Consider the following 15,094-nt stretch of genomic DNA (forward strand, 5'->3'; position numbering starts at 1 on the left):
CCTGGTTCACTGGGCCAGATGACGAGCCGGATCGAGCCCGACGCGCTGCTGCTCGCCCTCGGGCCGCGACCGGGCCGCGACGTCGGCCGGTGGCTCCGCACCGGTCTGCGCGCGGCCGTGGTGGACGGCCGGCTCGAGGCGGGCGCCGCGCTCCCCTCGAGCCGTGACGCGGCGGCGGCGCTCGGCGTCTCGCGCGGCACCGTGACCACCGCCGTCGACGTCCTCGTCGGCGAAGGGCTGCTCGTGTCCCGGCCCCGCTCGGGGGTCGTCGTGGCGGCGCTGCCCGCGCCGCCGTCGGGTGGTGCGGGGACGGCGGCGACCCGCCCGACCGGTGCGGCACCCGGCGTCGTGCCGGGGGCACGGCCCGTGAGCGTCGGCACGCCCGACCCCGCGCTCTTCCCCCGCGCCGCGTGGGCGCGCGCCGTGCGCGACGGCGTGCGAAGCCTGGCCGACGCCGACCTGGGCTACCCGGACCCCCAGGGGCTGCCGGCGCTGCGCGAGGCGCTCGCGCTCCACCTGCGGCGCGCGCGGGGGGCCCACGTCACGGCGGACGACGTGGTCGTGGTGAGCGGGGTCGCCCAGGCGCTCTCCCTCCTCGCCCGGCTGCTCGCCGCAGGACGGGTCGCGGGCCCCGCGCCCGCGGGGCGGGTGGCGGTGGCTGTCGAGGACCCGTCGTCGCGCGGGGCGCTCGAGCTGCTGCACGACGCCGGCCTGCGGACGGTCGGCGTGCCCGTGGACGCCGACGGCCTGCGCGCGGACCTGCTGCCCGACGACGCGCGTGCCGTCCTCGTGACGCCCGCCCACCAGTTCCCGCTCGGGGTCGTCCTCGGGCCCGCGCGCCGGCGCGCGCTGCTCGCGTGGGCGGCGGCGGGGGACCGCCTCGTCCTCGAGGACGACTACGACGCCGAGCTGCGGTACGACCGGCAGCCGGTGGCCTCCGTGCAGGCCCTGGACCCCGAGCGCGTCGTGCTGCTCGGCTCGGTGTCCAAGCTGCTCTCGCCCGCGCTGCGGCTCGGCTGGGTCGTGGCGCCGCCGTCCGTCGTCGGGCCGCTGGTGGAGGCGAAGCGGCACGCGGACCTCGGGACCTCGGTGCCCGAGCAGGCGGCGCTCGCGGCGCTGCTCGGCTCGGGCGCCCACCAGCGGCACCTTCGCCGGGCCCGGCTCGTCTACCAGCGGCGGCGGCGCCTGCTGCTCGACGCGCTCGCGCGCGCCCTGCCGGGCGTCGAGGTGGGCGGGGTCGCCGCCGGGCTGCATCTCGTCGTGCCGCTCCCCGGCCCGGCCGCCGAGCGCGCCGCGGTCGACGGCCTGCACGCGGTCGGGGTCCCGGCCGAGCCACTCAGCGGGACGGGGGTGGACCGCCGCGGGGCGGGGGTGGTGGTGGGCACCGCGCGCGTGCGCGACGGCGACGTCGGGCTCGTGGCGGACGTGCTGCGGGCGGCGGCCTTGACCCGCTCCGATTAACTGGTACGTTAGTACCAGTTCTGCGCACGACGGCGGGCCCTGCCACCCGGTGCGTCGACCCGAGGGAGTCTCCCCATGGCATGGATCGTCCTCATCCTCTCCGGCATGCTCGAAGCCGGCTGGGCCCTGAGCCTCAAGGCGTCGCACGGCTTCACCAAGCTCTGGCCGAGCGTCGCGTTCGTCGTCATGCTCGTCCTGAGCATGGTCGGCCTGAGCATCGCCCTGAAGTCCCTCCCCGTCGGCGTGGCCTACGGTGTCTGGGTGGGGATCGGTGCCTCGCTCACCGCCGTCCTCGCCGTCGTCCTGTTCGACGAGCCCGTCACGATCCTCAAGGTGATCTCCCTCGTGCTGATCGTCGCTGGGGTCGTCGGGCTCAACCTCTCCGGGGGAGGGCACTGACACCCATGCCGACCGAGACCGTCGACCCGCGGCCCGCGCCGCGCCGCCAGGCCCGCGGGGTCGCGCGCCGCGACGCGATCGTCCGCGCCGCCGCGGACCTCATCCTCCGGGAGGGCCCGGCATCGGTGACCCACCGCGCCGTCGCGTCCCGGGCCGACGTCCCGCTCGCCGCCACGACGTACTACTTCACCGGCCTCGACGACCTCATCGGCGCCGCGGGCGAGGTCGTCGTCGCCGGGTGGGCGGCCCACGCGCGCGGCGCGGCCGAGCGGGCCGCGCGGGGCGGTGACCGCGCGCGCGAGGACGCGCACGTGCTCGTGGACGCGGTCCTGCCGCCCGGGGGCGAGAGCGAGGTGCGCGGCTTCTACGAGCACCTCGTGGGCGCGGGTCGTTACCCCGCGCTCGCCCGCGCCTACGGCGAGGGCCGGCAGGGCCTCGACGACGCCGTCGGGCAGCTCCTCGCGGTGCGCGGTCTCGCGAGCGTGCCGCCCGGGCTGCTCATCGCCGTCGTGGACGGCGCCGCGGTGAGCGCGCTGAGCGAGGGCCGCGACGTGCGCGCGCTCGCCGTGCTGCTCGTCGGCGAGCTCGTGGGCCGCCCGCGCGCGAGCTGACGGCCCACCGCCGGCGACGTGGGACCGCCCGTGGTGGCCTAGCCTGGAAGGCGTGCCCGACCCCCTCGAGACCGTCGTCTACCGCACCCCTCTGACCACGCGTTTCCGCGGGCTCGACGCGCGCGACGGCGTGCTGCTGCGCGGGGACGCGGGCTGGGGCGAGTTCTCGCCGTTCTGGGACTACGACGACGCCGAGTCCGCCCCGTGGTTGCGCGCGGCGCACGAGGCCGCGCACCAGGGCTGGCCGGGTGCCGTGCGCGACCGCGTGCCCGTCAACGTCACCGTGCCCGCCGTCGGGCCCGACCGCGCGCGCGAGCTCGTCGCCGCGTCCGGGGGGTGCCGCACCGCGAAGGTCAAGGTCGCGCAGCGCGGGCCCGACGGCGCGCTCGAGCCCCTCGAGGCCGAGGTCGCGCGACTCGAGGCCGTGCGCGACGCGCTCGGCCCGGGTGGGCGCGTGCGTGTCGACGCGAACGGCGCGTGGGACGTCGCCGAGGCGCTGCGGCGGCTCCCCGCGCTCGACCGCGCGGCGGGCGGGCTGGAGTACGTCGAGCAGCCGTGCGCCGACGTCGCGGGGCTCGCGGCCGTGCGGCGCGGGCAGCGGGGCGACGCCGCGGTGCCGGTCGCCGCCGACGAGTCGATCCGCCGGGCCGCGGACCCCCTCGCGGTGGTGCGCGCCGACGCTGCCGACGTCGTCGTGCTCAAGGTGCAGCCGCTGGGCGGCGTGCGCGCGTGCCTCGACCTCGCCGAGCAGGTCGGCCTGCCCGTCGTCGTGTCGTCCGCGCTCGAGTCGTCCGTGGGCATCGCCGCGGGCGTCGCGCTCGCGGCCGCGCTCCCCGAGCTGCCCTACGCGTGCGGGCTCGCGACCGTCAACCTCTTCGTCGCCGACGTGGCCGACCCGCCGCTCGTGCCCGTCGACGGCGCGCTGCCCGTCGTCCGCCCCGAGCCCTCCGCCGCGGCGCTCGCGGCCACCGCGCCCGACGACGAGACGGACCGCCGCTGGCGCGAGCGGCTCGGCCGCGTCGCCGGCCTGGCGCTCGCGGGAGGTGCGCGATGAGCGCGCCCGCGGGCACGCCCGGCGCCGCCGCACCGCACGACGGCGTGACGGCCCTCGATCCGCTGCTCGACGGCCTCGACGCGCAGCCGTCCGCGGTGCGCAGCGCGTTCGCGCTCGTGCACCGGCTGCTGCACGAGGGCGTCGCGGACGTCGTCCTCGCGCCGGGGTCGCGCAGCGCTCCGCTCGCCTACGCGCTCGCGGCGGCGTCCGACCTCGGGCACCTCACGCTGCACGTGCGGGTCGACGAGCGCGCGGCCGGCTTCCTCGCCCTCGGCCTCTCGCGCGGCGCGGGCCCGGTCGTGCGCGGCGGCGTCGCGCTGCCCCGGCCGGTGGCGGTCGTCACGACGTCCGGGACGGCCGTCGCGAACCTCCACCCCGCGGTGCTCGAGGCGCACCACACGGGCGTCCCGCTCGTGCTCCTGACCGCCGACCGGCCGCACGAGCTGCGCGGGACGGGCGCGAACCAGACGACGCACCAGGCCGGGATCTTCGGCGCGGCGGTGCGGTTCGCCGCGGACGTCCCCGCGCCCGACGGCCGCCCGGGCGAGGTGCGCGACCTCCTCGCCGTCGCGACGCGTGCGCTCGCCGAGGCGGTCGGCGCGCGCTCGGGGCACCCCGGCCCGGTCCACCTCGACCTCGCGTACCGCGAACCCCTGGTCCCCGTCGCCGCGACCGGTCCCGGCACGCCCGCCGCGATCCCCGACCCGCTCGGCGTCCGCTCGGCCGTCGTGCTGCCCGCCGCGGCGCCGCCCGCGCCGTCGGAGGCGCAGCGGGGCGACGTCGCCGTGCACCTCGGCGCGCCGGTCGCACCCGTCGCCGTGCCGGTCCCCGACGGGCGGACCGTCGTCGTCGCGGGCGACGGCGCGGGCCGCGTCGCGCGCGACCTCTCCGAGGCGCGCGGCTGGCCGCTCCTCGCGGAACCGTCGTCGGGCTCGGCCGGGGGCCCGAACATGGTCGTCGCGCACGCGCTCGTGCTCGGTGTCGACGAGCTCGTGGCCGGCGCCGAGCACGTCGTCGTGCTCGGCCGTCCGACGCTCTCGCGGCCGGTGCAGCGGCTGCTCGGGCGCCCGGACGTCGAGGTGAGCGTCGTCGCGCCGGGCGCCGGCCCGTGGCCCGACGCCGCGCGCAACGCGTCGACGGTCCTGACGGCGGTACCGGCGCGGTGGCTCGACCCGCGCCCGGGTACCCCGGACCTGTCCGAGCTCGCGCCCGGGCCGACGCCGGGCCACGCCACCGACCGGAGGTGGCTCGCGCGCTGGCGCGCGGCGTCGGCAGCGGCCGCGGAGGTCGTCGCCGCGGCGACCGACGGGTCGCTGACCGACGGCCCGAGCGTGGCGCGCGCCGTCGTCGGCGGATGCGGTCCGGACGACCTGCTGGTGGTGGGGTCGTCCAACCCCGTGCGCGACCTGGCCCTCGTGCTCGGCCTCGACGCCGACGTTCCGCGCGTCCTGGCGAACCGCGGCCTCGCCGGGATCGACGGCACCGTGTCCACCGCGCTCGGCGCGGCGGTGGCCACCGGCCGCCCGCACCGACGCACGCGCGCGCTGCTCGGCGACCTCACGTTCCTCCACGACGCGGGCGGCCTCCTGCGCGGTCCGCACGAGCCGCACGTCGACCTGCAGCTCGTCGTGGTGAACGACGACGGCGGCTCGATCTTCGCGGGGCTCGAGCCCGGCGGGCTCGGTGCGACGTCCGCGGCGGCGGGCCGCACGTTCGAGCGGGTCTTCGCGACCCCCCACGGGGCGAACCTGGCCCAGCTCTGCGCCGGGTACGGCGTGGACCACCAGCTCGTGCAGGACGTCCCCTCGCTGCGGCACGCGCTGGCCGCCCCGAGCCACGGCGTCCAGGTGCTGGAGGTGCGCGTGTCCCGGGCGGAGCGGCGAGAGGCCGGTCTGCGCCTGGGGAAGCGGGTGCGCGACGCGGTCCGCGAGGCGGTCGTGGCGGGTCGCTGACGAGGGGCCAGAACTCGCAGCGAACTCCCAGGCTCGTTCAAGCCTCGTTCAAGCGCGGCGGTGTGAAGTAGTGGGCAGAACCGAGGAGGCCCACCATGACGAACACCCCGGGCACGGAGCCCACCCCCACCACGCCGGCCCCCGACGCGCCCGCGTCGACGCCGGCCGCCACTCCCGCCGCCACGACTCCCGCCGCCGCCGAGCGTGCCGCGTCGGTCGCTGCCGAGTCGCCCGCCGGGACGCCGACGCGGCCGCTGGCTCCCGTCGCCGCGACCCAGCCGCTCCCGCCGACCACGGCGCACCCCACGACGCACCCGACGCAGCCGCTCGGCGCGCCGCAGCACGTGCAGCATCTCTCCACGCCGCAGCCCGCCCCCACGGCGCACAGCGCGGCGACGCCGATGCCCAACCCGTACGCACGCCCCGCGCAGCCCGGGCCGCACGCGCCGTCCGGCAGCTTCGGGCCGCCGCCCGCGCCGCCGGTCCCGACCGCGCAGGGCGAGGCAGGCGCCCCGAAGCGGCGGCGCACGTGGGTGCCCGTCGTGAGCGCCGCCGCGGCGGCCGCGGTCCTCGCGAGCGTCGGCACCGCCGGTCTCACCGGTGCGTTCGGCGCCGACCAGGACTCGGCGTCGCTCGCGGACGTCGGCCAGCACCAGGAGAACACGGCCGCGCCGGTGTCCGACTCGTCGTCGCAGAACCCCGACTGGGAGGCCGTGACGAAGGCCGTCGCACCGTCGGTCGTCGCGATCCAGGTGCAGACCTCGCAGGGCGGCGCCGAGGGGTCGGGCGTCATCATCGACGACCAGGGCCACGTCGTGACCAACAACCACGTCGTCTCCGGCGCGGAGAACGACACCGTCCAGGTGACGCTCAGCGACGGGCGCCTGTTCGAGGCGAAGATCGTCGGGCTCGACCCGGCGACCGACCTCGCCGTCGTGCAGCTCGTCGACGCGCCCGACGACCTCCAGCCCGCGACCCTCGGCGACTCCGACGACGTGAGCGTCGGCGAGTCCGTCCTCGCGGTCGGCAACCCGCTCGGCCTCGCGAACACGGCGACGACCGGCATCGTCTCGGCGGTGGACCGCCCGGTGTCCGCGTCCGGCGAGGACGGCGGCACGTCCGTCGTGACGAACGCGATCCAGATCGACGCCGCGATCAACCCCGGCAACTCGGGCGGCCCGCTGTTCGACGCGCAGGGTCGTGTCATCGGCATCACGTCGTCGATCGCGACGCTCTCGGGCGGCGGCACCCAGTCCGGCTCGATCGGGCTCGGGTTCGCCATCCCGGTGAACCTCGCGAAGTCGATCGGCGAGCAGCTCATCGAGAACGGCAGCGCCGAGCACGCCTTCCTCGGCGTGACGCTCGCCGACGCGACCGCGACCGCGGACGGCGTCACGCGCCGCGGTGCCGAGGTCCAGGAGGTGACCGACGGGTCGCCCGCGGCCGACGCCGGCATCCGGTCCGGCGACGTGATCGTCGAGATCGACGGCCACGCCGTCGGCGGCGCGGAGTCGCTCACGGCCTTCGTCCGCGAGCGCGCCGCGGGCGCGAAGTCCACGCTGACCGTGGTGCGCGACGGCAAGACGCTCGAGCTCGACGTCACCCTCGCGACGCGCCCCGCGGACGACGAGACCACCGGCCAGGGCTCGCAGGACGGCCAGGGCCAGCTCCCGGGCCAGGACGGCAGCCAGGACGGCCAGGGCCAGCTCCCCGGCCAGGGTGGCGAGCAGGGCGGCGACCAGGGTCAGCAGACCGACCCGACCGACCCGGGCAACGTGCCGAACCCGTTCGACTGGTTCTTCGGCGGCCAGGGCTGACCCTGACGGGCGTCCCGCGAGGGGCGCCCCCGATCTGCGGGGGCGGGTCGTCGTGCCGGCACGCGCGACCCGCACCCCGCGCCACGTCCCGCCGTGACCTCTGACCGCGGCGGGCGGGTGGCCGGACCGCGGACGTCCCCCCGCGGTCGGGCCACCGCACCGAGCGGCCGGCACGGATCCCGTGCCGGCCGCTCGTCGTCGGTGGTGCCCCGCTCAGTCGGTGGCGGCGGCGCTCGGCGCCCACGTCGCGTCGGCGTCCGACGCAGCCGGCGAGGTCGGTGCCTCCACGCGCTTGGTGAAGAAGCCGGCGGTCTCGGCGTAGCCGCCGGAGACGTAGAACTCCTTGGAGAGACCGGTGGCGAGGCCGACGCGGCGCGCGCCGACCTCGGCCGCCCACTCCTCGGCGCTGTCGAGGAGGAGCCGGCCGATGCCCTGGCGGCGGTGCGACGGGAGGACGGCGACCTCCTCGACCCGGCAGACGACGCCGCTGGACGCGAAGGTCAGGTGCCGGTTCGCGAGCAGGTACCCCACGACGCCGTGGTCGGGCAGCTCCGCCACCGCGAAGTACGTGTCGAGCGCGGCGAGCAGGGGCCCGAAGGACCGCTCGAACGCCTCTCGCTCGGGGTCGTGGCGGGGCAGCTCGAGGACGAGCGGCCACACGGCGTCACGGTCGGCGACGACGGCCCGACGGACGAGCACGCCGGACGGGGCGGTGGAGCGGGGACGGGAAAACTGGGAGGAGTCGGACACCTCCCGAACCTAGCAGCGCCGAGGGCGCCGGGCCCGGCCGTCCGGGTGGCGGTCGAAAGTCGGCGGGGGTGACGTTCCGCACGCCCGCGCCGGGCCCCGCGGCCGTCAGGCCCCGCCGAGCGCGAAGCGCATCGGCTCGAGCTTCGCCTCCGACTCGGCGACCTCCGCCGCCGGGTCGGACGCGGCGACGATCCCGCACCCGGCGAACAGCCGCACCGACCGGGGGTCCGCGGCCGAGAGCTCGGCCGAGCGCAGCGCGATGCCCCACTCGCCGTCGCCGTCCGCGCCGAGCCACCCGACCGGCCCCGCGTAGCGACCGCGGTCCATGCCCTCGATCTCCCGGATGAGCTCGCGCGCGACGCTCGTCGGGGTGCCGCACACGGCCGCCGACGGGTGCAGGGCCGCGGCGAGCGCGAGGCTCGTGGGCCCCGCCGCCGCACCGCCCGAGGAGCCCGGGACGACAGCACCGCGCGCGAGGACCGCCGTCACGTCCGACGCGAGGTGCATGACGTTCGGCAGGTGCAGCACGAACGGCGCGTCGGGCACGTTCATCGACGAGCAGAACGGGGCGAGCGCCTGAGCGACGGACCGCACGGCGTACTCGTGCTCCTCGAGGTCCTTCGACGACCGGGCGAGCTGGGCCGACCGCAGGAGCGCCTCGTCGTCGGACAGCCCGCCGCGGCGGATCGTCCCCGCGAGCACGCGCGACGTGACGAGCCCCTTCTCGCTGCGGACCAGGAGCTCGGGCGTCGCGCCGACGAGGCCGTCGACGGAGAACGTCCAGCACGCCTCGTACGCCGAGGCGAGCCGGGAGAGCAGCCAGCGCGGGTCCACGGGCTCGGCGGTGTGCGCGACGACGTCGCGCGCCAGCACGACCTTCTCGAGCGCGCCCGAGCGGATGCGCTCGACCCCCTCCGCCACGACGGCCGCCCAGTCGTCGGCCCGCAGCGCGCCGTCGTGCCACGCCACCTCGCCGGGCGACGTGACGGGCGCGCGGGGCGTGCGCCGCAGCGCGTCGGTCGGGGAGGACGAGAGCGAGCCCGCGGTGTCGACGGTCGTGAGCCACGCCTGCCCGTCGCGCCGGCCGACGACGACGCGCGGCACGACGAGCACGCCGCCCGCGCGGACCGGGTCGTGGGCGTCGTCGCCGGGGGCGGAGTCGTCGAACGCGAACGAGCCGAACGCGACCGGTCCCGTCCCGGGCAGCCCGACCTCGTCCCGCACGACGGCGCGTGCGAGCGTCTCGTGCCACGCGGCCTCGGCGTCGGCGAACCGGCCCGGACCCCAGGTCTCGAGCCGCAGCGCCTCGCCCCAGCCCACGATCCCGTCGCCGCGGCGCACCCAGGCGAGGGGCCGCGCGTCGGGCAGGAGGTCGACCAGGGCGTCCAGACCGCCGGGCAGGTCAGGGATCCGGGTGGTCCTCACGACCAGAGGGTGGGGCTGTGCGGCCGTGGCCGACGGTTCTGCAGTCATCGCCTCCCAGCGTAAGCCGCGCACGCGGGTGCGCCCTGCGGTGCGGGGACGTGGAAGCATGGGCGGCATGCCCCGCGCCAACCTGGACAAGAAGCCCTCCGAGGTCGCGTCGATGTTCGACGGGATCGCCTCGCGCTACGACCTGACGAACGACATCATGTCGTTCGGCCAGGACCGTGCCTGGCGCCGGGCGACGGTGCGCGCGGTCGGCGCGCTGCCGGGCGAGAAGGTCCTCGACCTCGCGGCCGGGACCGGGACGTCGTCCGAGCCGTTCGCCGACGACGGGGTGCGCGTCGTGCCGTGCGACTTCTCGTTCGGCATGCTCCAGGTCGGCAAGGAGCACCGGCCCGACCTGCCGTTCGTCGCCGGTGACGCGACGCGCCTGCCGTTCGCGGACGGCACGTTCGACGCCGTGACGATCTCGTTCGGGCTGCGCAACGTCGTCGACACGGAGGGCGCGCTGCGCGAGATGCTGCGCGTCGTGCGCCCGGGCGGGCGGGTCGTGATCTGCGAGTTCTCGACCCCGACGTGGGCGCCGTTCCGCGTCGTCTACCAGGAGTACCTCGTGCAGGCGCTGCCGCGCATCGCTGCCGCGGTGACGCGCGAGGGCGGCTCGTACGAGTACCTCGCGGAGTCCATCGCGGCCTGGCCCGACCAGGTCGGGCTCGGCCGGCTCCTGCTCCGTGCGGGCTGGGAGAAGGTCGCCTACCGCAACCTCTCCGGCGGGATCGTCGCGCTCCACCGGGGCACGCGCCCCGCATAGCCGGCCCGACGGCGTGGGGAGGCATCGTAGTTCTACCTCGCCACGGGTGCCCGGGAGGTCAGGCGGTCGTGTCCCCGCGAAACGTGTCGTACGTCTCACCGAGGTACTCGAGCACGAGTTGCTGGAACCGTGGCTGGTTGAAGAACAGGTCGAACATCTTGCCGTTCTCCGCCTGACGGTTGGCGACGTGGTGGGGGACCCTCTCGCGCAGGACCAGATCGAAGGCGTCGCGGGAGTTGTGGAGCGCGACCACCCGGAGCTCGTCGTCCGCCTCGATCTCGAGGCGCTGTTGTTCGAACCAGACCTTGTCGGCGTCGGTCGTGCCGACGCCGAACTTGTCGTTGAGCCGCTCGACCAGCGCCGAGAGCTTGTCCACGAGAGGATCCTGCCCGCCCTTGCCCGCGCCGGGGAGCGGGTCGCCAGGCGTGTCGTCGCCCTCGCTGAGCGCCGCGTTCTCCTCCTCTGCCGTGAGGGCGGTGCGCAGATGCGTGAGCTCGACCTGGTCGGAGACGAGCGGCATCGGGTCGGTCTCGGCGTGTGGAAGCTGTGTGAGCAGCGCCTTGCCGAACAGGTAGAGACGCTCGAGGTCGCGATCGGTCCAGGTCATGACCTGGGCGAGGAACGTGTAGGCGCGAACGTACGACGTCAGGGTGTCGCGAAATGCCTGTTGGTCGTGGTCGTCGCGCGCGACGAAGCGCTCGACGGCTCGACCGAGCTGTGCGTAGACCACCTTCTGCTGCGACGCTTGCCCGGAGAGGAGGGCCCGTACCGCGATGTCCATCTCATCAGGGTCGAGGATGTGCGCAGCCATGAGCGTGTGCTGCATGGTGTAGGCGTCGTTCGGATCCACCGCGAGCGTGCTCGCCGTCTCGAAGAACGGCGCGAACGCGTCCTGGATCTCTTCGACGGTGTTCGCGAAGTCGAGGACGAACGTGTCGGTCTTGCCGGGGTGGGTGCGGTTGAGCCGCGAGAGGGTCTGGACCGCCTTGACGTTCGCGAGCTTCTTGTCCACGTACATCGTGTGCAAGAGCGGCTGGTCGAAACCCGTCTGGTACTTCTCGGCGACGACGAGCAAGTGGTGCTCGTCGGTGGCGAACCGGGACGGTAGCTCGCCCTCCTTGAACCCGTTCATCGTCGCCTCGGCATACGTGACGCCCTGGTGGTCGAGCGTGCCGGAGAAGGCGACGAGTGCGTGCAGGGGACGAGGGCCGACGTCGTACCCCTTCTCGCGGATGTACGCGTCGATCTCCTGCTTGTAGCGCACGGCATGCAGTCGGGAGCGGGTGACGACCATCGCCTTGGCGTGCCCGTTGATCTTGCCGCGGGTCTTGCCACGGAAGTGCTCGACGATGATCTCGGCCTTCGCGCGCAGGTTGGTCGGATGCAGGGAGATGAACCGAGCCATCTCTGCCCGTGCCTTGTCGACGGGGACCTCCGGGTCGTCCGGGGCGGTTGACACGAGCTTGAAGTACGTCGTGAAGGTGGTGTAGCTCGCGAGCACGTCAAGGATGAAGCACTCCTCGATCGCCTGGCGCATCGAGTACAGGTGGAAGGGCTCGTACGTGTCCCGCTCGCCTGCAGCACCCGGGATCTTCGTGCCAAAGGTGTTGAGCGTCTTGGGCTTGGGCGTCGCGGTGAACGCGATGTAGGTGAGGTTCTGCTGGGCGCGCCGCGCCGCGGCGGAGTGGGCGATGACGTCGGTTCCGAGGTCGACGCCCTCGTCAACGGCGGGGTCGCCGAGATCCTCTGGGGGTATCGCGGCGATCTCCGCTGCGGATAGCACCTCCTGCAGCTTCTTCATGGCCTCGCCCGACGTCGAGGAGTGGGCCTCGTCGACGAGGACGGCGAACCTGCTACCGACGACGTCCGCCGCGAGCTCGGCGACCACGGGGAACTTCTGCAGCGTGGTGACGACGATCCGGGCGGCGTGCCCGGACAGGGCGTCTCGGAGCTGCGCGGAGTTCTTGTCGACCCGGACGATCGTTCCCGGTGTGTGCTCAAGCCCGGCGACCGTGTCTTGGAGTTGGCGATCGAGGACGACCCGATCGGTGATGACGACGACCTTGTCGAAGATCGGTGTGTCGTCGCCACCGTGCAGTCGGGACAGCCGGTGTGCGGTCCAGGCGATCGTGTTGGACTTCCCCGACCCTGCCGAGTGCTGGATCAGCCGGTTCGTCCCGGCGCCGTCGCGCAGCGTCGCGGCGAGGATCGACCGGACTGCGTGCCACTGGTGGTACCGAGGGAAGAGCGTGACGCGCTCGCCACCGATGTCGGACATGTGGACGAACGACCCCAACAGGTCGAGCCAAGCATCCCGCTGCCACACCTGCTCCCACAGGTACGACGTCGCGTACCCGGCCGCGGTCGTCGGGTTGCCTGCGCCGCCCTTGTGGCCTGCTCCACCGCTGCCCTGGTTGAAGGGAAGGAACCTTGTCGTGTCCCGGGCGAGCCGGGTCGTCATGTAGACCTGGTGCGGGTCGACGGCGAAGTGCACGACGGTGCGCGCCCGGAAGATCAGGTCGGAAGGATTCCGGTCGGTGCGGTACTGCTGCATCGCCTCCTGCACGCCCTGGTGCGTGAGGGTGTTCTTCAGCTCGGCGCTCGCCGTGGGGATCCCGTTGACGACGAGCGTGACGTCCAGCGAGAGCGCAGGTGCGGACTCGCTGTGGTGGAGCTGGCGGACGACGGCGGTCCGATTTGCCGCGTACCGCTCCTGCAGGGCAGGGGTGAGCGTGTTGGCCGGCTTGAAGAAGCACACGCGGAACGTCACACCGTTGAGCTTGATCGCCTCGCGCAGGACGCTGACCGTGCCGCGGTGGTCGAGCAGTCCCGCGACGTGCTGGACGACGCGTGCGCGGGCAGGGCCGTCACCCCCGAGCCGGGTGACGAGCTGCTGCCACTGCTGCGGCTGGGAGTCCTCGACGAATCCGAGCAGCTCGTCTGGAAAGAGGCCGAGCTCGCGGTCGTAGCCGCTGGGCGCGAGCGCGCTCCACCCGTGAGCGAGCAGGTGACCTCGATGCTCGACTCGAACGCGGACTCGGTGTGGACGCTCATTCGTGGGTTCCTGTCTCGCTGTGGCCGGTCCATCGATATCTGCGCTTCGTGCTACGCGGCGCACCCACGCCTTCGACGAGGCCGGCCTCGATGAGTGCGTCGAGGTGACGGAGAACCGTCTTCCGGTTCTTGCCGGTCGCGGCGGCAAGTTCGTTCGACGTGGCGGAGCCGAGCCGTCGGATCGCAGCCTCGGTCGGGGAGTCGTGACGGACACGCGGTGGCTCCGCTGAGAGCCCGGAGAACGAGTCCGCCTGCGGTGGTGGCGTCGACCGGTCTGCGAGCACATACCTCGCGTAACGCCGGCCGCCCTCTCTTGCTGCGACGCCAGCACTCACGAGGTCTCGGAGGACCGCGGTCGCCTCGACGCGATCGACGCCCCATTCACGAAGGATCTCGTTCGTGACGTACCCCGAGCGGAGCATGGCGGCGGCGATCTCATGGGCATGCGTCCGAGGGAGGCGAAGGCTGTCGATCCATCGTCGGACTTCGGGCGACAGCAGTTCGGAGCGCTTCATGGTCACGGTGAAGGACGTGAGCTTGCTGCGGAACTCCGGTCTCGGAAGTCCTTGGCTGCGAGCCAACGAGATCATCTCGGGCACCCCGGAGCCTCGATTCTCAGCAACGATCTCGGTGCTGTGGGGCAGGTACGTGTCGGCGAGCAGCACCGCGAGCCGCGCGTTTCGGGAGGACGAGACCCCGCTCTCGCCGAGTTCGTCGGTCGAGATGCCCCCGAAGAGGCCACCAGGGCTCCTGATCACCAGCGCCTCCGGGTCGAGCTCGACCTGCACCTGCGTTCCCCGAGTGACCGGGCTGTAGTCGCGATGCAGCAAGGCGTTGACGATGGCTTCGCGAACAGCGAGCAAGGGGTACTCGTGCTCGTCGCGACGTCCACGCTCGCTCATGATCGCCCGGACGGCGACGTTCCGCGTCACCACGTCGAGCGCGTCCTGGACCATCTCCGGGATGGGTCCACGCGCCGAGACGTTGTCGAGGAACCGAGGACCGCTCGCCGTTGCAGCCGGACGTACGACGACGGACACCATGAGCTGAGGAAAGTACTGCTGCGGATACTCCCCGAAGGTCAGGAGCCCAGCCAGGGTGAGTGGGGCGTCGGGCCGTGGGGACGTCGTGATCCCCAGGCGGTGCAGCACGACCTCGTCCGAGGCGTCGCGCATCCGTGACGAACCGCTTCGGACCCGTTGGAGCGCGCGCAGGAGGTGTCCTTCGTCGAGGTCGGCACGACTGGTTCCCGGGACTTCCTCGCAGTCGTAGGTCGGCTGTGCTCGTCCGGCCACGGTCAGCGCGATCTCGGCGTGGGTCATCAACCGGTCCCCGTCACCCACTCTGATGTATGCGCCGCCCGTGACACCCTTTCGGGTCACGAACGCGGGGCGCTGGTCGACGGGGAGCGGGGGGACGAAGGCGGTGACGACCGATTTGCCTTCGAACCGGACGACGTCAGCCTGGATGCGAAGCGGCGGCGTGATCGCGTCGCTCGCGATCCCGACGAGGTGGTCGCGTGCTGCACCCGGATCTGGAAGATCGACCGGTACGAAGCCGGCGGCCTCGTCGATCCCGATGAGTATCGTGCCGCCCTCGGTGTTCGCGAACGAGACGAGGGATTCGACGACGGAATCAGGGAAACCGCCTGCGCCACTCTTGACCTCGGCTACTGCCGACTCGGCCCGGACGAGCCTCAACGACTCGATCAGCCCCGCGGTCTCGTCGCCAGTCATGGAATCTTCCCCGATGCTCGTCGT

11 protein-coding genes are annotated in these 15,094 nt (G+C 74.2%); 7 read left to right on the top strand and 4 right to left on the bottom strand.

Features of this window, described 5'->3' with window-relative positions:
* Positions 1 to 18: 18 nt before the first annotated feature.
* The 6 genes from ACN9MS_RS05035 to ACN9MS_RS05060 all read left to right on the top strand — a co-directional run bounded on the left by ACN9MS_RS05035 (position 19) and on the right by ACN9MS_RS05060 (position 7,294).
* The gene (locus ACN9MS_RS05035; RefSeq protein ID WP_426311003.1) at positions 19 to 1,461 is read left to right on the top strand and encodes a PLP-dependent aminotransferase family protein; all 1,443 of its coding nucleotides are present in this window, start codon (positions 19 to 21) and stop codon (positions 1,459 to 1,461) included.
* 75 nt (positions 1,462 to 1,536) lie between these two features.
* Entirely contained in the window at positions 1,537 to 1,860 is a 324-nt protein-coding gene (locus ACN9MS_RS05040; protein WP_047231563.1) for a DMT family transporter, read from the top strand.
* 5 nt (positions 1,861 to 1,865) lie between these two features.
* Complete coding sequence (locus tag ACN9MS_RS05045; RefSeq protein WP_426311004.1) at positions 1,866 to 2,471, top strand: TetR/AcrR family transcriptional regulator; 606 nt, start codon at positions 1,866 to 1,868, stop codon at positions 2,469 to 2,471.
* Positions 2,472 to 2,523: 52 nt separating this feature from the next.
* Complete coding sequence (locus ACN9MS_RS05050) at positions 2,524 to 3,525, top strand: o-succinylbenzoate synthase (RefSeq protein ID WP_426311005.1); 1,002 nt, start codon at positions 2,524 to 2,526, stop codon at positions 3,523 to 3,525.
* Positions 3,522 to 5,477 carry a 2-succinyl-5-enolpyruvyl-6-hydroxy-3-cyclohexene-1-carboxylic-acid synthase gene (gene menD / locus ACN9MS_RS05055; RefSeq protein ID WP_426311006.1) on the top strand — a complete coding sequence of 652 codons (1,956 nt, stop codon included), beginning with the start codon at positions 3,522 to 3,524 and terminating at the stop codon, positions 5,475 to 5,477. Before ACN9MS_RS05050 ends, menD begins: the two co-directional genes overlap by 4 nt.
* Before the next feature lie 95 nt (positions 5,478 to 5,572).
* Complete coding sequence (locus ACN9MS_RS05060; RefSeq protein WP_426311007.1) at positions 5,573 to 7,294, top strand: S1C family serine protease; 1,722 nt, start codon at positions 5,573 to 5,575, stop codon at positions 7,292 to 7,294.
* Between the two features lie 213 nt (positions 7,295 to 7,507).
* Here ACN9MS_RS05060 and ACN9MS_RS05065 read toward each other — a convergent pair whose 3' ends face one another.
* Both ACN9MS_RS05065 and ACN9MS_RS05070 read right to left on the bottom strand, forming a co-directional pair.
* Complete coding sequence (locus ACN9MS_RS05065) at positions 7,508 to 7,954, bottom strand: GNAT family N-acetyltransferase (RefSeq protein ID WP_426311008.1); 447 nt, start codon at positions 7,952 to 7,954, stop codon at positions 7,508 to 7,510.
* Positions 7,955 to 8,149: 195 nt separating this feature from the next.
* Positions 8,150 to 9,517, bottom strand: coding sequence for an isochorismate synthase (locus tag ACN9MS_RS05070; RefSeq protein WP_426311009.1), 1,368 nt, complete (start codon positions 9,515 to 9,517; stop codon positions 8,150 to 8,152).
* 67 nt (positions 9,518 to 9,584) lie between these two features.
* On the opposite strand from ACN9MS_RS05070, the gene ACN9MS_RS05075 reads away from it, so the two are divergent.
* Positions 9,585 to 10,280, top strand: a complete 696-nt coding sequence (locus ACN9MS_RS05075) for a demethylmenaquinone methyltransferase (protein WP_426311010.1) — start codon at positions 9,585 to 9,587, stop codon at positions 10,278 to 10,280.
* Between the two features lie 58 nt (positions 10,281 to 10,338).
* On the opposite strand, the gene ACN9MS_RS05080 is transcribed toward ACN9MS_RS05075, so the two are convergent.
* Positions 10,339 to 13,398 carry a type I restriction endonuclease subunit R gene (locus ACN9MS_RS05080; RefSeq protein WP_426311011.1) on the bottom strand — a complete coding sequence of 1,020 codons (3,060 nt, stop codon included), beginning with the start codon at positions 13,396 to 13,398 and terminating at the stop codon, positions 10,339 to 10,341.
* Positions 13,331 to 15,070 (bottom strand): ATP-binding protein, encoded by a 1,740-nt coding sequence (locus tag ACN9MS_RS05085; RefSeq protein WP_426311012.1) that lies wholly within the window; start codon positions 15,068 to 15,070, stop codon positions 13,331 to 13,333. Before ACN9MS_RS05085 ends, ACN9MS_RS05080 begins: the two co-directional genes overlap by 68 nt.
* Positions 15,071 to 15,094 lie beyond the last annotated feature (24 nt).

Origin of the sequence: Cellulosimicrobium sp. E-16 (assembly GCF_049913115.1) — a bacterium.
Taxonomy (GTDB): Bacteria; Actinomycetota; Actinomycetes; order Actinomycetales; family Cellulomonadaceae; genus Cellulosimicrobium.

What these genes read in the sequence shown, in the direction of transcription:
- ACN9MS_RS05035 (WP_426311003.1), top strand. Translation starts at nt 19, where the DNA reads ATGACGAGCCGGATCGAGCCCGACGCGCTGCTGCTCGCCCTCGGGCCG.
- ACN9MS_RS05040 (WP_047231563.1), top strand. Translation starts at nt 1,537, where the DNA reads ATGGCATGGATCGTCCTCATCCTCTCCGGCATGCTCGAAGCCGGCTGG.
- ACN9MS_RS05045 (WP_426311004.1), top strand. Translation starts at nt 1,866, where the DNA reads ATGCCGACCGAGACCGTCGACCCGCGGCCCGCGCCGCGCCGCCAGGCC.
- menD (WP_426311006.1), top strand. Translation starts at nt 3,522, where the DNA reads ATGAGCGCGCCCGCGGGCACGCCCGGCGCCGCCGCACCGCACGACGGC.
- ACN9MS_RS05060 (WP_426311007.1), top strand. Translation starts at nt 5,573, where the DNA reads ATGACGAACACCCCGGGCACGGAGCCCACCCCCACCACGCCGGCCCCC.
- ACN9MS_RS05070 (WP_426311009.1), bottom strand. Translation starts at nt 9,517, where the DNA reads ATGACTGCAGAACCGTCGGCCACGGCCGCACAGCCCCACCCTCTGGTC.
- ACN9MS_RS05075 (WP_426311010.1), top strand. Translation starts at nt 9,585, where the DNA reads ATGCCCCGCGCCAACCTGGACAAGAAGCCCTCCGAGGTCGCGTCGATG.
- ACN9MS_RS05085 (WP_426311012.1), bottom strand. Translation starts at nt 15,070, where the DNA reads ATGACTGGCGACGAGACCGCGGGGCTGATCGAGTCGTTGAGGCTCGTC.